This is a genomic window from Kitasatospora sp. NPDC057936, assembly GCF_042887525.1.
GTDB lineage: Bacteria > Actinomycetota > Actinomycetes > Streptomycetales > Streptomycetaceae > Kitasatospora.
On the sequence record NZ_JBHVPD010000007.1, the window covers coordinates 99,193 to 113,523 of the forward strand.

The following is a 14,331-nucleotide window of genomic DNA, read 5'->3' on the forward strand; positions in this document are numbered from 1 at the left end:
GTGCCACGGCCCTCGGGCGGGGGAGTGCGGGGATCAGTCGTTGCCGGACTCGATGGCCGCCTGGTCGAGCGCGGTGGCCTCGGCCGCGACCGCCCCGGCGTCCTGGCTGGCTGCTGCGATCGGCGCCGCGCCGCCCGGGGCGAGCTTGCCGATCAGGCCGCTCCAGGGGGCGAGCTGACCGTGCGTGGCGTACTGCTCCAGCTTGCTGCGGGAGTCGGCGATGTCGAGGTTGCGCATGGTCAGCTGGCCGATGCGGTCGTCCGGGACGAACGCGGCGTCCACGCTGCGCTCCATCGACAGCTTCTCGGGGTGGTAGCTGAAGTTCGGGCCCTGGGTGTCGAGCACCGAGTAGTCCTGGCCGCGGCGCAGGCGCAGGGTCACGCTGCCGGTGACGGCCTGGCCGACCCACTTCTGCAGGCTGTCGCGCAGCATGAGCGCCTGCGGGTCGAACCAGCGGCCCTCGTACAGCAGCCGGCCGAGGCGGCGGCCCTGGGCGTGGTAGGTGGCGAGGGTGTCCTCGTTGTGGATGGCGTTGAGCAGTCGCTCGTAGGCGGTGTGCAGCAGGGCCATGCCGGGCGCCTCGTAGATGCCGCGGCTCTTGGCCTCGATGATGCGGTTCTCGATCTGGTCGGACATGCCGAGCCCGTGCCGGCCGCCGATGCGGTTGGCCTCGTGCACCAGCTCGACGTCGTCGGCGAACACCCGCCCGTTGATCCGCACCGGGCGGCCGAACTCGAACTCGACGGTGACGTCCTCGGCCGGGATGTCGACGGACTGGTCCCAGAACGGCACGCCCATGATCGGGGCGACGATCTCGATCGAGGCGTCCAGGTACTCCAGGCGCTTGGCCTCGTGGGTGGCGCCCCAGATGTTGGCGTCGGTGGAGTAGGCCTTCTCGGCGGAGTCGCGGTAGGGCAGGTCGCGCTCGGCGAGCCACTCGGACATCTCCTTGCGGCCGCCCAGCTCGGAGACGAACCGCTGGTCCAGCCACGGCTTGTAGATCCGCAGGCTGGGGTTGGCGAGCAGGCCGTAGCGGTAGAACCGCTCGATGTCGTTGCCCTTGTAGGTGGAGCCGTCGCCCCAGATCGAGACCTCGTCCTCCTGCATGGCGCGGACCAGCAGGGTGCCCGTCACGGCACGGCCGAGCGGGGTGGTGTTGAAGTACGTCTGCCCGGCCGAGCGGATGTGGAAGGCGCCGCACGCGAGCGCGGCCAGGCCCTCCTCGACCAGCGCGGCCCGGCAGTCCACGAGGCGGGCCTGCTCGGCGCCGTAGGCGCGGCCGCGCGCGGGCACGTCGGAGAGGTTCGGCTCGTCGTACTGGCCGATGTCCGCCGTGTACGCGTAGGGGACGGCGCCGTGCTCGCGCATCCACGCGACCGCGACGGAGGTGTCCAACCCACCGGAGAATGCGATGCCGATCCGTTCACCGACCGGCAGCTTGCTCAAGACCTTCGACATGCGTGCACCCCTGGACCCGCGGCGCGCGGGCCTTCGAACTAGCGACGTGTGGGACGTTTCGGCACTGGTGTCCGACGCCGTCACCCTGGCATAGGTTTGCAGAGTAGCGCAAGACAATACGAAAGTGGCGGCCGGGTCCGCCCGGCGGACCGGTGCCGTCGGGCGGGGTCGCGGCGGTGGTCGGTGCCGTCGGGCGGGGCCGCGGTGGTGGTCGCCGGGGTCAGGACTTGCGGCCGACGCCCGCGTACATCCAGCGGGTGGTGTTCGCGGTGGAGCCGTCCGGGCGCCAGAGCGGGACGAAGTCGACGCCGGGCTCCAGCAGCTCCCAGCCGTCGAAGAAGGCCTCGACCTCGGCCCGGCCGCGCCCGTTGATCCGGGACGTCGCGTTCTGCCAGGTCTTGCCGACCTCCTCGGCCCGCTGCGGGTTGCCCTCGGCGGTGCTGTGCGACACCAGCAGGTGGCTGCCCGGGGCGACTCTCTCGCGCACGGCCCGGACGGCGGACGCGGCCTGGGCGTCGTCGACGAAGTGCAGGACGGCGAGCATGAGCACGGCGACGGGCTGGGACAGGTCGATCAGGGAGCGCAGTTCGGAGCGGTCCAGCAGTTCCTCGATGTCCCGGAGGTCGCCGGTCAGGACGGTGGTGCTGCGGTTGTCCGCGAGCAGGGCCCGGCCGTGGGCGAGGACGATGGGGTCGTTGTCGATGTACACGACGCGCGCGTCCGGGGCGAGTTCCTGGGCGACCTCGTGGACGTTGCCGCGGGCGGGCAGGCCGGAGCCGATGTCGATGAACTGCCGGACGCCGGCCTCGACGCAGAGCCGCACGGCGCGGCGCAGGAAGGCGCGGTTCTCGCGGGCCGCCTGCGGGATGTCGGGCGCGGCGGCGATGGCGTGCTCGGCCGCGGCCCGGTCCGAGGGGAAGTTGTCCTTGCCGCCGAGCCAGTAGTCGTAGATCCGCGCCGGGTGCGGGCGGTCCGTCCGGAGATCGGTCGGGACGTCCGTCCCACTGGTGCCGTCGGTGTTGAACATCCGGTCCCCTCCACTGTGCTGAGCGGCTGTCATCCGGCGGGGCGGTGCAGCCAATCGAACGTCCGCGCATGATAGCGGCCGAGCTGCGGCGGGAGGTGAACCGCGGGTGCCCGTCGACTATCCGGCGGCCGCGCGGTGGAGGCGCCTGGGGGCGGCTCCGGCGGGTGCCCGGACGGCGCGCTTGCGCAGCCAGGGCCGGCGGGAGGCCAGCACGCCGAGGGCGAGGGCGATGAGGTGGCCCGCGTCGGCGAGTTCCTGGTCCACGGCCCAGGCCGCGGCGAGGGCGACGGCGAGCGCCGGAAGGCCGTACCGGCGCAGAGGCCTGGGGCCGAGGGCGAGCAGACAGGAGCCGGTGGCGACGAGGCCGTAGCTGATCCCGACGTCACGGGCGCGGGAGAGCGCGCCCGGGATGCCGGTGGTGATCATGACCCACATCGCGCCCTCGGTGAGCAGCGTGGCGCCGAGGTGCCCGAAGGCGAAGACGGCGCCCGCCCGGAGCGCGCCCCACCGCCACTCGGCGAGGCCGAGCACGGCGACGACGGCGGCGATCCCGGCCCAGGCGGGGACGCCGTCGACCACGAGCCCGCTGGTGAAGAGGGTCCACCACTTGCCGACTTCCATGTGGTGGACGTTGCTGCTGTTGTGCCGGACGAAGCGGGCCCGGCCGGCGTGACTCTGGCTCGCGAGCCAGGCGGCGGTCGCGGTCAGCAGCAGGACGTAGACGGTGGTCAGGCGCAGCCGCGCCAGCACGCGCAGCACCTTGTCGCCGCGGTCTTCCATCGTGCCTTCCGCCTTCGTCGTCCGACCGAAGCCCCGTGTCGGGCCCCTGCCGGTGTCCGGCAGTACGTTGGCAGCCTATCGGCGTGCGGAGGGTGCTCCGTCCCGTGCGGGCGGGCTCAGGTCGCGAGGCCGGGGAGCACCTCGGCGTGCGGGAGGCGGGCCAGTGCGGGGCCCGGCAGGATCAGCTTGCCCCGGCGTCGGCCGCTGCCGATGAGCACGTGTGGGGCCTTGGCCACGGCCTCGTCGATCAGCAGGGGCCAGTGGGCGGGCAGTCCGACGGGGGTGATGCCGCCGTACTCCATGCCCGTCTCGGCGACGGCGGTGTCCATCGGCGCGAACGACGCCTTGCGCGCCCCCAAGTGCCTCCGCACCACCTGGTTGACGTCGAGCCGGGTGGTCGCGAGGACGACGGCGGCGGCCAGCGTGACCTCACCGCCGCGCTTGGCGGCGACCACCACGCAGTTCGCCGAGTATTCGAGCGGTGTCCCGTAGGTCTCGCAGAAGACGGCGGTGTCCGCCTTGTCGGGGTCGGTGTCCACGTACAGCACCGAGCGCGCCGCCTCCTGGCCGTCTTCGTGGGCGTCCCAGTTCTTCAGCGCGTCCGCGACGGGCGCTGCGAGTTCGTCGTGGACGTCGAGCGCCGCGCGGACGACGGGGAACCTGCCGAAGGGCGGGACGATCTGCTCGCTCATGGCCCGACCCTACCGAACCGCCGTCCGCGGGAGCGCGATCCGCTTCCGGGGACGGCAGTCCGGCGGTCGTGTCGGTTCCAGGGGTTCGCGGGGGTGATTCGTGGGGGTGAATCGTGGGGGTGAATCGCGGGGTGGTGATCAGGTGTCGGTGCGCTGGGCGACGCAGAGGATGTTGCCCTCGCTGTCCTTGAACCAGGCGGCGCGCATGTCGTCGCGCTCGGCGACGCCGTCGACGGTCTTCAGGCCGGGGAAGTCGTACTCCTCGAACGTGATGCCGCGCTCGCGCAGGGCGGCCATCTCGCCGTCGAGGTCGCCGACCTTGAAGCTGGCGAGCGTGTGGGCGGACTGGCCGCCGCTGGGGGTGTGGTAGATCGTGAACTCGGTGCCGCCACAATCGCACGTGAGCTGCTCCTCGTCCTCCCTGGTGAGCTTGAGGCCGAGCACGTCCGTGTAGAAGGCCTTGGCGCGGCCGAGGTCGGTGGCGGGGATGACTGCCTGCAGCGGTCCGTCTCCAAGCATGGTGGTTCGCCTCCTCCTGATTACCAGGCTAGGGAGGTGCGGGCGTGGCCGCGCGGCGGGCGGAGCGCCGCTGCGGGGTGTGCGCGGGGTGTCGCCGGGACGTCGCGCAGCGTGGGCGCGCACGCGCTCCGGCGACGCTTCACGCTGCCGGTGGCCACTCCGCCGGCACCCGTTCCAGGACACCCGCGCCGAATAGCTCGTACAACGGCAGCGTCTCCAGGTGGACGTAACCGATGTGGCAGTCACAGACCGGCAACGGGCAGGCGCGGGAGCGGAGTCGGGCGCGGTAGCTGCCGTCGTAGAGGTTCCCGAGGACCTCCCGGACGAAGTGGCAGCGGCGCACCGTGCCGTCGCCGTCCACCGAGAGCACGGACTCGCCCGTGCGGCAGGGCAGCCCGGCGCTCGGGTGTGCGTGCCGGCTGTAGCCGAAGTGCGGGTCGAGGGCGGCCCATTGCGCGGCCTCGGCGTCGGTGTACGTGCGGCCCTCGGCGGCGTTGATCCAGAGGTAGACGTGCGGAGCGAGCGCGGCGCGCAGGCGCCGCGCCTCGGCGAGGTGCTCGGGTTGGCCGACCACGCCGACGCTGTAACGCGCGCCCAGTGCGTCCAGCTCGCGGCACTTGGCGAGGAAGCGGTCGTGGGTGACCTGGCCGGGGTGGTAGGTGACCCACAGGGCGAGGCTGTCGAGGTCGGCCTCGGCGAGCCAGTCGGTGCGGCAGCTGAGGTTGGTCTGGATCGCGACGCGGCGGACGTGCGGGAGCCGGCTCAGCTCGGCCAGTGCGCGGCGGTACCACGACCGCACGAGGCCCTCGCCCCACGGGGTGAACAGCAGCGACAGCGTGTCGCCGGTGCCCGCCCGCCCGGCGGCCCAGGCGGTGAAGCGCTCCAGCGCGGCGCGGTCGGCGCGCAGCTGCTCGGGCGTGTCGCGCCGCTTGGCGAACGGGCAGTACGGGCAGTCGTAGTCGCAGGAGGCGAGCGGGCCGCGGTAGAGGAGGGTGAGGTCCCGCGGGGCGCCGGTGGTGGCGGCGTTCGCCGAGTCGCGCACGGAGTCGTCGGCGGGAGGTTCGGTGGGAGGCGGGGACGGCATGCCGAGGAACGTCATTTCGCCTCGTAGCCCGCCATCAGCGCCCGGACCCCGGGCGAGAACAGCATCGGCCCTGCGGCGTCCGAGTGCGCCAGCCCCTCCGGCGTGAGCACCAGGCGCGCATCGTCCCCGGCCAGCCAGCCGCGCTCGGCGAACTCGGCCAGCTCGGCGGGGAAGTCCTCGGCGGGCGTGCCGCCGAACCGGGCCCGGTAGTCGGCCAGCGACATGCCCTGAGCCTGGAGCAGCGACTGGACGAGGTGGCGGCGGCGCGGCTCGTCGCCGGTCATGGCGTGTCCGACCTCGGCCCGGTGGAAGTCCGCCGTGGCGACGTAGTCGTCGATGATGCCGCGCACCTCGGTCGCGTTGACCGCGTAGTCGAAGGAGTAGTGCAGCCGCGACGTGTACGAGCGCGCCCCGCAGCCCAGGCCGACCATGCCGTCGGTCTGGCACGCGTACTCGCTCACGCCCGCCTGCGGGGACGCGGCGCGGCGGAACATCCGCATCGACACCTGCTCGTAGCCGTGCGCGAGGAGGTGGTCCCGGCCGGTGCGGTAGAGCGCGAGCCGGCGGGCGTCCCAGGCGGAGAGGCTCTCCTGCTCGCCGCGCCGGGCCAGACCGGTGAGCGGGCGGACGTACAGCGGGTAGAGGTACAGCTCCTCGGGCTGCCAGGCGAGCGCGGCGTCCAGCGAGTGCAGCCAGCTGGCCTCGGTCTGGCCGTCGATGCCGTAGATGAGGTCGATGTTGAGCACCGGGAAACCGGCCGCGCGGATCCGGCCGAGGGCCGCCTCGACCTCGGCGCGCTTCTGCGGGCGGACCGCCGAGCGGGCCTCGGCGTCGACGAAGGACTGCACGCCCAGGCTCAGCCGGGTGGTGCCCCGGGCGGCCAGGACCTCCAGCCGGTCGGCCGTCGCGGTGGTGGGGGAGGCCTCCACGGACAGGGGTATCGCCCGCAGGTCGGCGCCCATGTGCCGCTCGGCGATGTCGCACAGCCGCTCCAGCTCGCCCGCCGTCAGGTACGTGGGCGTGCCGCCGCCGAACGCGGCCACCGCGAACCGGGCGTCGGCGTCCAGTGCCCCGCGGACGGCGTCGGCCTGGCGCTCCAGCGCGTCCAGGTACGCGGTGGTCAGGCCCTCCGGGCTGCCGATCCGGGTGAACAGGTTGCAGAAGCCGCAGCGCACCTCGCAGAACGGGATGTGCAGGTAGAGCGAGAGCGAGTGCTGCGCCTCGCCCGCCCACAGCTCGGCCAGCGCCGGGCGCTCGGGCAGCGGACGGTACGCCGTCTTGTGCGGGTAGGCGTAGACGTACGACTGGTAGGGCGATTCGGTGCGTGGGGGTGCCGTCGTCATGCCGCGGGCTCCTCGGTGGTGCTCGTGCGGGGGACCGCGGTGTGGTGGGGGATCGTGGAGTCGCGGGGGACTGTGGAGCGGCGCGGGATCGTGAAGTGGGCGTACGGGACCGTCCAGACCACCTCGTGGCCGATCCGGTGGCCGGTGTAGCCGTCCTCGCCGTACGCGGTGCCGTGGTCGGAGCAGACGATCGCGAAGCACGGGCGGCGGGCGCTCATCGCCGCGAACAGGCGGCCGATGTGGGCGTCCACGTACTCCAGCGCGGCGGCGTGGCTGGCGCGCGAGTCGCCGTGCTCGCGGGTGGCGCCGGGCAGGTGGAACCAGTTCGGCTGGTGCAGCGCGGAGACGTTCAGGAACAGGAACAGCGGCTGTCCGGCGGGCTGTTCGGCGACGACCTGCTCGGCCCGGGCGACCTGCGCCTCGAACGACCTCGGCGAGGGCACGCCCATCTCCGGAGTCCAGTGGCTCTCCTGGAACAGGCCGGGGAGCACCGAGCCGAGCGGGCCCTGCTTGTTGAAGAAGCCGACCCCGCCGATGCACACCGTCCGGTACCCGGCCGCGCCGAGCGCGGTCGGCAGGTCGGGGGCGTCGAAGACCCAGGTGCGCGGGGCGGTGCTCTCCGAGCCGGCGAAGCGGGCCGCGAACAGGCGCGGGTGCGGGCCGCCGGGCGCGGCCGGGGTGGGCAGGAAGCCGGCCAGGATCGCCTGGTGGGAGGCGTACGTGAAGCTGCCGGGCGCGTGGCGGCGCTCCCAGCGGCCGCCGGGCAGGTGCGCGGCGAGGTGCGGGATGCGGCCGGCGGCGGCGAGCTCCTCGGCGACGTCGAAGCGGAGGGTGTCGAGCGTGACGAGCAGGAGGTCGTGGGTGCCCACGACGGCGTTCATGTCGGGGTCCGGGTGTGCGTGCGTGCCGGGGATCTGGTGATTCATCGTTCTGTCGTTCCGGGGTGGGTGGCGGTCAGGGCGGCCAGCTGGGCGGCGTAGGTGTCGAGGCCCTCGGCGGGGCCGCCGGGCAGGCCGGTGAGGTTCGGCAGGAGGTCGCCGAAGGCGTTGACCTCGCCGACCACGGCGCGCCGCCAGCCCGTGACGGGCAGGACGTCGACACCGACCATCGGCGAGCGGGGGAAGCAGGCGGCGGCGCGCTCGGCCGTCTCCAGGAGGGCCGGCCAGGCGGGCCCGGCGGCCTCGCGGGCGAGGTCGAGGCTGCCCCGGGCGCCGCCGAGGTGCAGGTTGGTCATCGGCTGGGCGCTGGTGCGCACCACGGCGTGGGTGGCCCGGCCGGCGACCACGACGACCCGCAGGTCCGCCGAGCGGCCGGACTGCGCCGCCTTCGGGACCCACTGTTCGACGTGCAGCCCGTCCGGTGCGAGCCGGTCGACGATCGCGGCCACCTCGGCCTCGCCGCGGTAGCGCCGCACCCGCAGCGAGTTGTGCAGCTCGCCGCCGGCCGGCTCGACGGACGTGGTGGCCTGCACCTGGCCGCGCGGGCCGAACTCCAGCGCCACCACCCCCGAGGCGGAGGAGCCGTGCGCGGGCTTGACGAAGACCCGGTGCAGGCCGGCCCCGCGCACGCGCTCGCGCAGCTCGCCCCAGCCCGTCAGGCCGGTGGTGTCGAGCGCGCGGGGCACCGGCACCCCGGCGGCGGCCAGCGCCGCGTGCGCCCGGCGTTTGTCGAACATGACGGCGATCTCCTCGGGATCGCCGAGCAGCCGCACGCCGGGTCGGGCCGCCAGGGCGCGCAGCGCGGACATCACGCCCGCGTACCAGGCGGCCGTGCCCTCCACGCGGGTGGGCGCGTAGGACGGGCCGAGTGCCGGGCCGCGCAGCAGTTCGTCCACCGCCGGCTCCTCGCCGGGCGATTCGATCCGCAGCAGAGCGCCCTCGGGCAGCCGGTACCCGCCGCGCAGCACGTCCAGCCAGGGCAGGACGGCGGGCTCGGGCAGGCCGGCGGCCCGGGCCGCGGCGGCGAACAGTGTCACCCGCCGGTGGCCCGGGTTGCCGAGGACGGTCAGCCGCGTCGTCATCGTGCCGTCACCCGCCCGCTACTCGGCCACCGCGACGTAGCGCTCGTCGGGGTCCTCGTCGGCGTCCTCGGCATCGCCGAGGTCGATCTCGACGTCGGGGAGGGCCTGGCGCAGGCGCTGCTGCATCTCGTCGGTGAGGTAGTGGTGGTGCAGGTCGAGGGAGCGCAGGTGGGTGAGCGGCTGGCCCTCCAGCAGGGCCGTGGCGCCCTCGTCGGTGAGCACGCCCATCGACAGGTCGAGCGTTTCGAGCCGGGCCACGACGGGTGCGTGCGCGACGGCCGCGGCGATCTCGTCCTGGAACTCGCTGTTGGCCAGGCCGAGGTGGCGCAGCGCCGGCAGCCGCGTGCCGTCGAGGAAGGGCGCGAGGTCGTCGAGGGTCGCGTCGCCGCCGTACTCGTCCACGCCGAGCCAGAGCACCAGGCGCTCCAGCGCGGGCAGTTCGCAGGCGCCCACGGCGCGGACGACCTCGGCGGGCAGGCCGCCGGCCTCGAAGCGCAGGGACCGGAGCCGGTCGTGGCGCACCGGCTTGAACGCCAGGCCGGTGCCGCCGCGCACGGTGAACTCGCCGAGGGCGGGGAACGCCGTCAGCAGCGGGGTGACGTCGCACATCTCCAGCCAGGAGATCTCGCACTCGTCGAACGTGACGTCGCCGAGGAAGAGCGCCTCCAAGGCGGGCAGGCGTTCGGCGGCGTCGGCGAGGAGGCCGACGGCCTCCTTGACGGGTTCGTAGTCCCGCTGCCACCAGGAACCGATCACCAGTGCCCGGACGGCCGCCGGGTCGACGGTGTCGAGGAACGTCTCCCAGAGGGCGGCGAAGTCGTGCGGGGCGTCGTACTCCAGGGAGAGCCGCCACGCGACGGCGCCGGCGGCGGGCCGCTTCGCGGCGCCGGGCTCGAAGTCGTGGATCGGCAGCTCGTGGAAGCGCCCGGGGTGGTGGTCGACGGTCATGTCCGCTCCTGGCGGGGTCGGGTGGTGGTGGAGTGTGGCGGGTGACGGCTATTCGGCCACGGCGACGTAGCGCCGGCGGCCGCCCGGGTCGCCGCCGCCGGAGAGGTCGATCTCGACGTCGGGGAGGGCCTGGCGCAGGCGCTGCTGCATCTCGTCGGTGAGGTAGTGGTGGTGCAGGTCGAGGGCGCGGAGGTGGGTGAGCGGCTGGCCCTCCAGCAGCGCGCCCGCGCCCTGGTCGGAGAGGCCGCCCATCGACAGGTTGAGCGATGCGAGCCGGGCCACGACCGGCGCGTGGGCCACGGCGGCGGCGATGTCGTCCTGGAACTCGCTGTTCTGCAGGCCGAGGTGGCGCAGCGCGGGGAAGCGCGAGCCGTCGAGGAAGGGCGCGAGGTCGTCGAGCGTGGCGTCGCCGCCGTAGTTCTCGACGCCGAGCCACAGCTCCAGCCGCTCCAGCGCGGGCAGTTCGCAGGCGGCGACGGCGCGGACGACCTCGACGGGCAGGCCGCCCGCCTCGAAGCGCAGCGCGGTGAGCGCCTCGTGGCGCACCGGCTCCAGTTCGAGGTCCGTGCCGCCGCGCACCACCAGCTCGGTGAGCCGGGGGAAGGCCGTCAGCAGCGGGGTGACGTCGCACATCTCCAGCCAGGAGATCTCGCTCTCCTCGTAGGTGATGTCCCCGACGAACAGTGCGCGCAGGGCGGGCAGCCGGTGGGCCGAGCCGGTGATCGCGGCCAGCGCGTCGTCGCTGAACGGCTCGGGGCCTTCGGTGAACCACTGGCCGATCACGACAGCCGTGACCCGGGCGGTGTCGACGGTGTCGAGGAACCGCTGCCACCGCTCGCCGAAGGTGCCCTCGGAGTCGTAGTCCAGACCGACCTTCCACGCCACCGCGGTGGCCTGCGGCAGCGTTCCGGCGGCCGCCTCCTCCCGCTCGACCGCCTCGGCGAAGTCGAAGACGGGGAGGCCGTGGAACTCCTCGATGTGGTCGTTGACGGTCATGGCGCTGCTCCTCGGGTGTCGGGCCGAACACGTGTCTACCAGTCGGGTCCGACAATCCGCCGCGGCGGGGGCACTCGTGAGCGCGCGGGCCCCGGCCGCCGGGGGCCGGAACCGTCCGGTTAAGATGCCGCGATCGCTGTTCGTTGGGGGGCGAAGCACCGGTTCCGCTGCGCCAGAAATGGCCTCTCGCGTAGGCGATTTCACGTTTCGACGAGTTCCGTCCGAATTCTCCCGTGAGGTTCCGATGCGCATCCAGCACCGCAGATTCATGGCCGTGACCGCCGCCGCCACGCTCGCGTCCGGCCTGGCCCTCGCCACGGCTCCGGCCGTGTCCGCCGCCGCGGGCGGCACCGCGACGGCCCGGACCCCGCAAGCACCGGCCTCCCCGGTCACCGTCGCCATGGACGGCCCCACCACCGTCAAGGCCGGCGGCGAGCCGGTGGAGTTCACCGCGACCCTGAAGAACACCGCCGACCACCGGGTCGACGCGACCACCTCCTTCACCGTCGCGGGAGTTCGCGGCGACGGCCTCAAGCAGAGCCGGCTCAAGCTGGAGTACCAGCGGCCGGGCGGCACGCAATGGCAGGACGCGACGGTGAACAACACCGACGCCGGTGGGGGCGGGTTCTGGGAGCTGGACCAGTTCGCCACCCAGCTGCACCTGGCGAGCGGCGCGGAAGCCGCCTACCGGCTGCGCCTCACCGTGTCGGCGGACGCCCCGCTCGTCCGGTTCTCGGCGAGCCTCGGCGTCGTGGTGTCGGATCCCGCGCTGCCGCCGGAGCAGCGCATCACGTCCACGGGCAGCCCGTACCTGAACCTGACGATCGCCCCGCGGGTGACGCCGAGCACCCCGGCGCCCACGCCCGCCCCGCGGCCGGAGGCCAGGTTGGAGGGCGTGCCGGCCTCCTTCGTGGCGGGGGAGGAGGCGAAGCAGTTCAAACTGGTCTACACCAACCGGACCGGCAAGGACCTCAAGGTCCTGCCCACCGTCGTGTTCCAGGGGCAGACCGAGCTCACCGCCGACGTCCTCACGTTCGAGTACGAGGCGCCGGGCGGCCGGTGGCAGGAGGGCAGGCCCGGCTTCGACTCGGGCCCGGGCCGCTCCGGCTGGCTCTACATGTCGCGGTGGACGGGCGACAAGGGCGCCGACGTCCTCGACCTGCCCAAGGGGGAGACCCGTACGGTCAACGTGCGGCTGTCGTTCACCAAGAGCGCGCCCGCCATGGCCGAGTCGCTGGTTCCGGTCGAGGGCGGCGAGCCGGGGCCGGGTGAGAGCCCGAACAGTGGTTTCGGCCCGAAGGCCGACTTCACCGTGTCGGCAGCGGCCGGGACGCCGGAACCGACACCGACACCGACACCGACACCGACGCGGACCCCGACGCCGACCGCCACCGCTCCGGCGCCGGGCGCGCCCTCGGACACGCCGTCCGCCGCTCCGGTCGCACAGGCCGCCGCGCCGGCGCAGAGCCAGGCGGCGAGCCCTCAGGCCGTGGCGGCCCCGGCCGCCGCGCCGGACGCGCGGCTCGCGTCCACCGGCGGCGGTTCGAGCGCCGCGCCGATGGCGATCACCGGAGCCACCGCGATCGCCCTCGGGCTGGGCACCCTGGTCGTGGCACGCCGCCGCAAGAACGCGCAGGGCAACTGAGAGAAGGAAGGCCCGTCCCCCCCGGCAGGCAGCGGGGTGGACGGGCCTTCCGTGCATCCGGCCGGCCGGGGCGCTCAGAGCCCCCAAGGTGGTCGCCGTCATGGTCGATCACCACAGGGTGGGAGCCGATCCCGCCGAAGACGTCCCGGCCCGCTGCGTCTTGTGCGAGCGCGTCGATGTCAGACCCTTGCCCTATGTTCCGGTTGTGGCTCCGGAGAGTGACGGTGGAGCCTCGGGTTCCGGCGTTCGCCGGTGTCCGTCGTGCAGTGGGGGAGGAGAGCCGATGTACCGCCAGGGTGACGTGCTGATCGTGCCGGTCGGGGAGGCCGCCGTGCCGGCGCGGGTGGCCGGGCTGGCCGTGCAGCCGCGGGACGCCCGCGGCCGGATGGTGCTCGCCCTCGGCGAGGTCACCGGCCACGCGCACGCCGTCGTCGGGCCGGGGGCGCTGCGCCGCGAGGCCGGGCCGTTCGGTGCCGGCTGGCTGCACCTGCCCGAGGGCGGGCGGGTCGTGCACGAGGAGCACGCGGCGATCCCGCTGCCCAAGGGCTGGTACCGGGTGGTGCGCCAGCGCGAGTACGCGCCGGGCGCGGTGCGGGTGGTCGCCGACTGACGCGCCCGCACGGCGGTCGGCCGGTGGACGGAAGGACGGTACGGACGCAGACGGCCGGGCGGGGAGCCCGGCCGGGATCGGAGCACGTGATGGAGAACAGCGCGACCCACCTGGTTGTCGGGCCCGCCGAGGCGACGGCCCGTTGGCGCGCGGCGGCGGCCGCCACCGGCCCGGACGACCGCGCGGCGGCCGAGCGCGCCGTCCGCGCCGCCTACCGCGCGGCCGGGCTGCCAGAGCCCGCCGGCGTCCGCTGGTACGGTTCGCCGCTCGCCGCCGCCGAGGCGGCGCTGGAGCTGCGGGAGGCCGGCGCGGTGAGCGTTCGCGAGGCCGTCCGCACCCGGGCCTGGGAGGAGGCCCGGAGGCGTGCCGTCGAGCGGGTCGGTGCGGCCGGCTGGGCGGCGCACTGGGCGCTCACCGGCGGCGAACTCGGCCCGGTCACCACCCCGCTCGCCGACCGCGTGCGCAACGCCGTCCTCGACCGGCTCGCCCCCGAGACCGATCCCGGCGCGCCGTCCGACGACGAACGGACGGCCCGTGCCCGGCGCACCACCGTCCGCCTCGCGCTGCTCGACGCCGTCCGCGGACCGCACGACGCGCCCTGGTTCGCCGCCTTCGAGGCCGCCGGGGCGCTCGACGGCGCCGTCGCCCCGCTGGCCGAGGCCGCCCGCACGGCCGGCTGGTGGTGGCCCTACGAGGACGTCGTGCTGATCAGCGAGCGGCCCGTCGAGCTCCACCGCGACGAGGCCGGCCGCCTCGACCGCGCCGACGGCCCGGCCCTCGCCCACCCCGACGGCTTCGCCCTGTACGCCTGGCGCGGCATGCCCGTCCCCGCCGACTTCCTGGCCGGCCTCGCCGACATCACCGTCGAGCGGATCCGAACCGAGGAGAACGCCGAGCTGCGCCGGGTCCTGCTGGAGCACTACGGCTACGACCGCTACCTCGCCGATGCCGGTGCCGAGCCGCTCCACCGCGACGAGACCGGCGTCCTGTGGCGGATCGTCATGCCCGGCGACGAGCCCGTCGTCATGGTCGAGGTCGTGAACTCCACGGCCGAGCCGGACGGCACCTTCCGCACCTACTGGCTGCGGGTGCCGCCCAGTACCCGCACCGCCCGGGCCGGGGTCGCGTGGACGTTCGGCATACCCGAGTCCGAGTACCACCCGCAGCGCGAGACCTGAGCCGCCTCGCCGCCCCGCCGTCGCAGCCGCG

Annotated in this window: 14 protein-coding genes; 3 read left to right on the forward strand and 11 right to left on the reverse strand. The window is 74.2% G+C overall.

The window, feature by feature from the left end:
- Positions 1–33: 33 nt before the first annotated feature.
- From argG to ACFVU9_RS06245, 11 genes are all read right to left on the reverse strand, one after another.
- Complete coding sequence (gene argG, locus ACFVU9_RS06195) at positions 34–1,458, reverse strand: argininosuccinate synthase (RefSeq protein ID WP_387590474.1); 1,425 nt, start codon at positions 1,456–1,458, stop codon at positions 34–36.
- A gap of 220 nt (positions 1,459–1,678) precedes the next feature.
- A complete protein-coding gene (locus ACFVU9_RS06200) occupies positions 1,679–2,485 on the reverse strand; it encodes an SAM-dependent methyltransferase (protein ID WP_387590477.1) in 807 nt (268 codons plus the stop codon).
- 117 nt (positions 2,486–2,602) lie between these two features.
- Positions 2,603–3,265: a rhomboid-like protein gene (locus ACFVU9_RS06205; protein ID WP_387590480.1), complete on the reverse strand. Its 663-nt coding sequence runs from the start codon at positions 3,263–3,265 to the stop codon at positions 2,603–2,605.
- A 116-nt stretch (positions 3,266–3,381) separates the two neighbouring features.
- Complete coding sequence (locus ACFVU9_RS06210; protein WP_387590483.1) at positions 3,382–3,957, reverse strand: YbaK/EbsC family protein; 576 nt, start codon at positions 3,955–3,957, stop codon at positions 3,382–3,384.
- A gap of 138 nt (positions 3,958–4,095) precedes the next feature.
- A complete protein-coding gene (locus tag ACFVU9_RS06215) occupies positions 4,096–4,476 on the reverse strand; it encodes a VOC family protein (RefSeq protein ID WP_387590486.1) in 381 nt (126 codons plus the stop codon).
- A 139-nt stretch (positions 4,477–4,615) separates the two neighbouring features.
- Positions 4,616–5,560 (reverse strand): STM4011 family radical SAM protein, encoded by a 945-nt coding sequence (locus ACFVU9_RS06220; RefSeq protein WP_387590489.1) that lies wholly within the window; start codon positions 5,558–5,560, stop codon positions 4,616–4,618.
- An 11-nt stretch (positions 5,561–5,571) separates the two neighbouring features.
- Positions 5,572–6,903, reverse strand: a complete 1,332-nt coding sequence (locus tag ACFVU9_RS06225) for an STM4012 family radical SAM protein (RefSeq protein WP_387590492.1) — start codon at positions 6,901–6,903, stop codon at positions 5,572–5,574.
- Positions 6,900–7,784 carry an STM4013/SEN3800 family hydrolase gene (locus ACFVU9_RS06230; protein ID WP_387590622.1) on the reverse strand — a complete coding sequence of 295 codons (885 nt, stop codon included), beginning with the start codon at positions 7,782–7,784 and terminating at the stop codon, positions 6,900–6,902. The genes ACFVU9_RS06225 and ACFVU9_RS06230 overlap by 4 nt, the downstream gene beginning before the upstream one ends.
- 41 nt (positions 7,785–7,825) lie before the next feature.
- The gene (locus ACFVU9_RS06235; RefSeq protein ID WP_387590495.1) at positions 7,826–8,923 is read right to left on the reverse strand and encodes an STM4014 family protein; all 1,098 of its coding nucleotides are present in this window, start codon (positions 8,921–8,923) and stop codon (positions 7,826–7,828) included.
- An 18-nt stretch (positions 8,924–8,941) separates the two neighbouring features.
- Positions 8,942–9,871, reverse strand: coding sequence for an STM4015 family protein (locus ACFVU9_RS06240; RefSeq protein WP_387590498.1), 930 nt, complete (start codon positions 9,869–9,871; stop codon positions 8,942–8,944).
- A 48-nt stretch (positions 9,872–9,919) separates the two neighbouring features.
- Positions 9,920–10,867 carry an STM4015 family protein gene (locus tag ACFVU9_RS06245; RefSeq protein ID WP_387590501.1) on the reverse strand — a complete coding sequence of 316 codons (948 nt, stop codon included), beginning with the start codon at positions 10,865–10,867 and terminating at the stop codon, positions 9,920–9,922.
- Positions 10,868–11,111: 244 nt separating this feature from the next.
- On the opposite strand from ACFVU9_RS06245, the gene ACFVU9_RS06250 reads away from it, so the two are divergent.
- The 3 genes from ACFVU9_RS06250 to ACFVU9_RS06260 all read left to right on the forward strand — a co-directional run bounded on the left by ACFVU9_RS06250 (position 11,112) and on the right by ACFVU9_RS06260 (position 14,300).
- The gene (locus ACFVU9_RS06250; protein WP_387590503.1) at positions 11,112–12,512 is read left to right on the forward strand and encodes an LPXTG cell wall anchor domain-containing protein; all 1,401 of its coding nucleotides are present in this window, start codon (positions 11,112–11,114) and stop codon (positions 12,510–12,512) included.
- Between the two features lie 283 nt (positions 12,513–12,795).
- A complete protein-coding gene (locus ACFVU9_RS06255) occupies positions 12,796–13,122 on the forward strand; it encodes a hypothetical protein (protein ID WP_380447466.1) in 327 nt (108 codons plus the stop codon).
- Positions 13,123–13,211: 89 nt separating this feature from the next.
- A complete protein-coding gene (locus tag ACFVU9_RS06260) occupies positions 13,212–14,300 on the forward strand; it encodes a DUF6745 domain-containing protein (RefSeq protein ID WP_387590507.1) in 1,089 nt (362 codons plus the stop codon).
- Positions 14,301–14,331 lie beyond the last annotated feature (31 nt).

Excerpts from the sequence above, each read along its gene's own strand:
- argG (WP_387590474.1), bottom strand. The coding sequence starts at position 1,458 with ATGTCGAAGGTCTTGAGCAAGCTGCCGGTCGGTGAACGGATCGGCATC.
- ACFVU9_RS06200 (WP_387590477.1), bottom strand. The coding sequence starts at position 2,485 with ATGTTCAACACCGACGGCACCAGTGGGACGGACGTCCCGACCGATCTC.
- ACFVU9_RS06205 (WP_387590480.1), bottom strand. The coding sequence starts at position 3,265 with ATGGAAGACCGCGGCGACAAGGTGCTGCGCGTGCTGGCGCGGCTGCGC.
- ACFVU9_RS06210 (WP_387590483.1), bottom strand. The coding sequence starts at position 3,957 with ATGAGCGAGCAGATCGTCCCGCCCTTCGGCAGGTTCCCCGTCGTCCGC.
- ACFVU9_RS06215 (WP_387590486.1), bottom strand. The coding sequence starts at position 4,476 with ATGCTTGGAGACGGACCGCTGCAGGCAGTCATCCCCGCCACCGACCTC.
- ACFVU9_RS06220 (WP_387590489.1), bottom strand. The coding sequence starts at position 5,560 with ATGCCGTCCCCGCCTCCCACCGAACCTCCCGCCGACGACTCCGTGCGC.
- ACFVU9_RS06225 (WP_387590492.1), bottom strand. The coding sequence starts at position 6,903 with ATGACGACGGCACCCCCACGCACCGAATCGCCCTACCAGTCGTACGTC.
- ACFVU9_RS06230 (WP_387590622.1), bottom strand. The coding sequence starts at position 7,784 with ATGAACGCCGTCGTGGGCACCCACGACCTCCTGCTCGTCACGCTCGAC.
- ACFVU9_RS06235 (WP_387590495.1), bottom strand. The coding sequence starts at position 8,923 with ATGACGACGCGGCTGACCGTCCTCGGCAACCCGGGCCACCGGCGGGTG.
- ACFVU9_RS06240 (WP_387590498.1), bottom strand. The coding sequence starts at position 9,871 with ATGACCGTCGACCACCACCCCGGGCGCTTCCACGAGCTGCCGATCCAC.
- ACFVU9_RS06245 (WP_387590501.1), bottom strand. The coding sequence starts at position 10,867 with ATGACCGTCAACGACCACATCGAGGAGTTCCACGGCCTCCCCGTCTTC.
- ACFVU9_RS06250 (WP_387590503.1), top strand. The coding sequence starts at position 11,112 with ATGCGCATCCAGCACCGCAGATTCATGGCCGTGACCGCCGCCGCCACG.
- ACFVU9_RS06255 (WP_380447466.1), top strand. The coding sequence starts at position 12,796 with ATGTACCGCCAGGGTGACGTGCTGATCGTGCCGGTCGGGGAGGCCGCC.
- ACFVU9_RS06260 (WP_387590507.1), top strand. The coding sequence starts at position 13,212 with ATGGAGAACAGCGCGACCCACCTGGTTGTCGGGCCCGCCGAGGCGACG.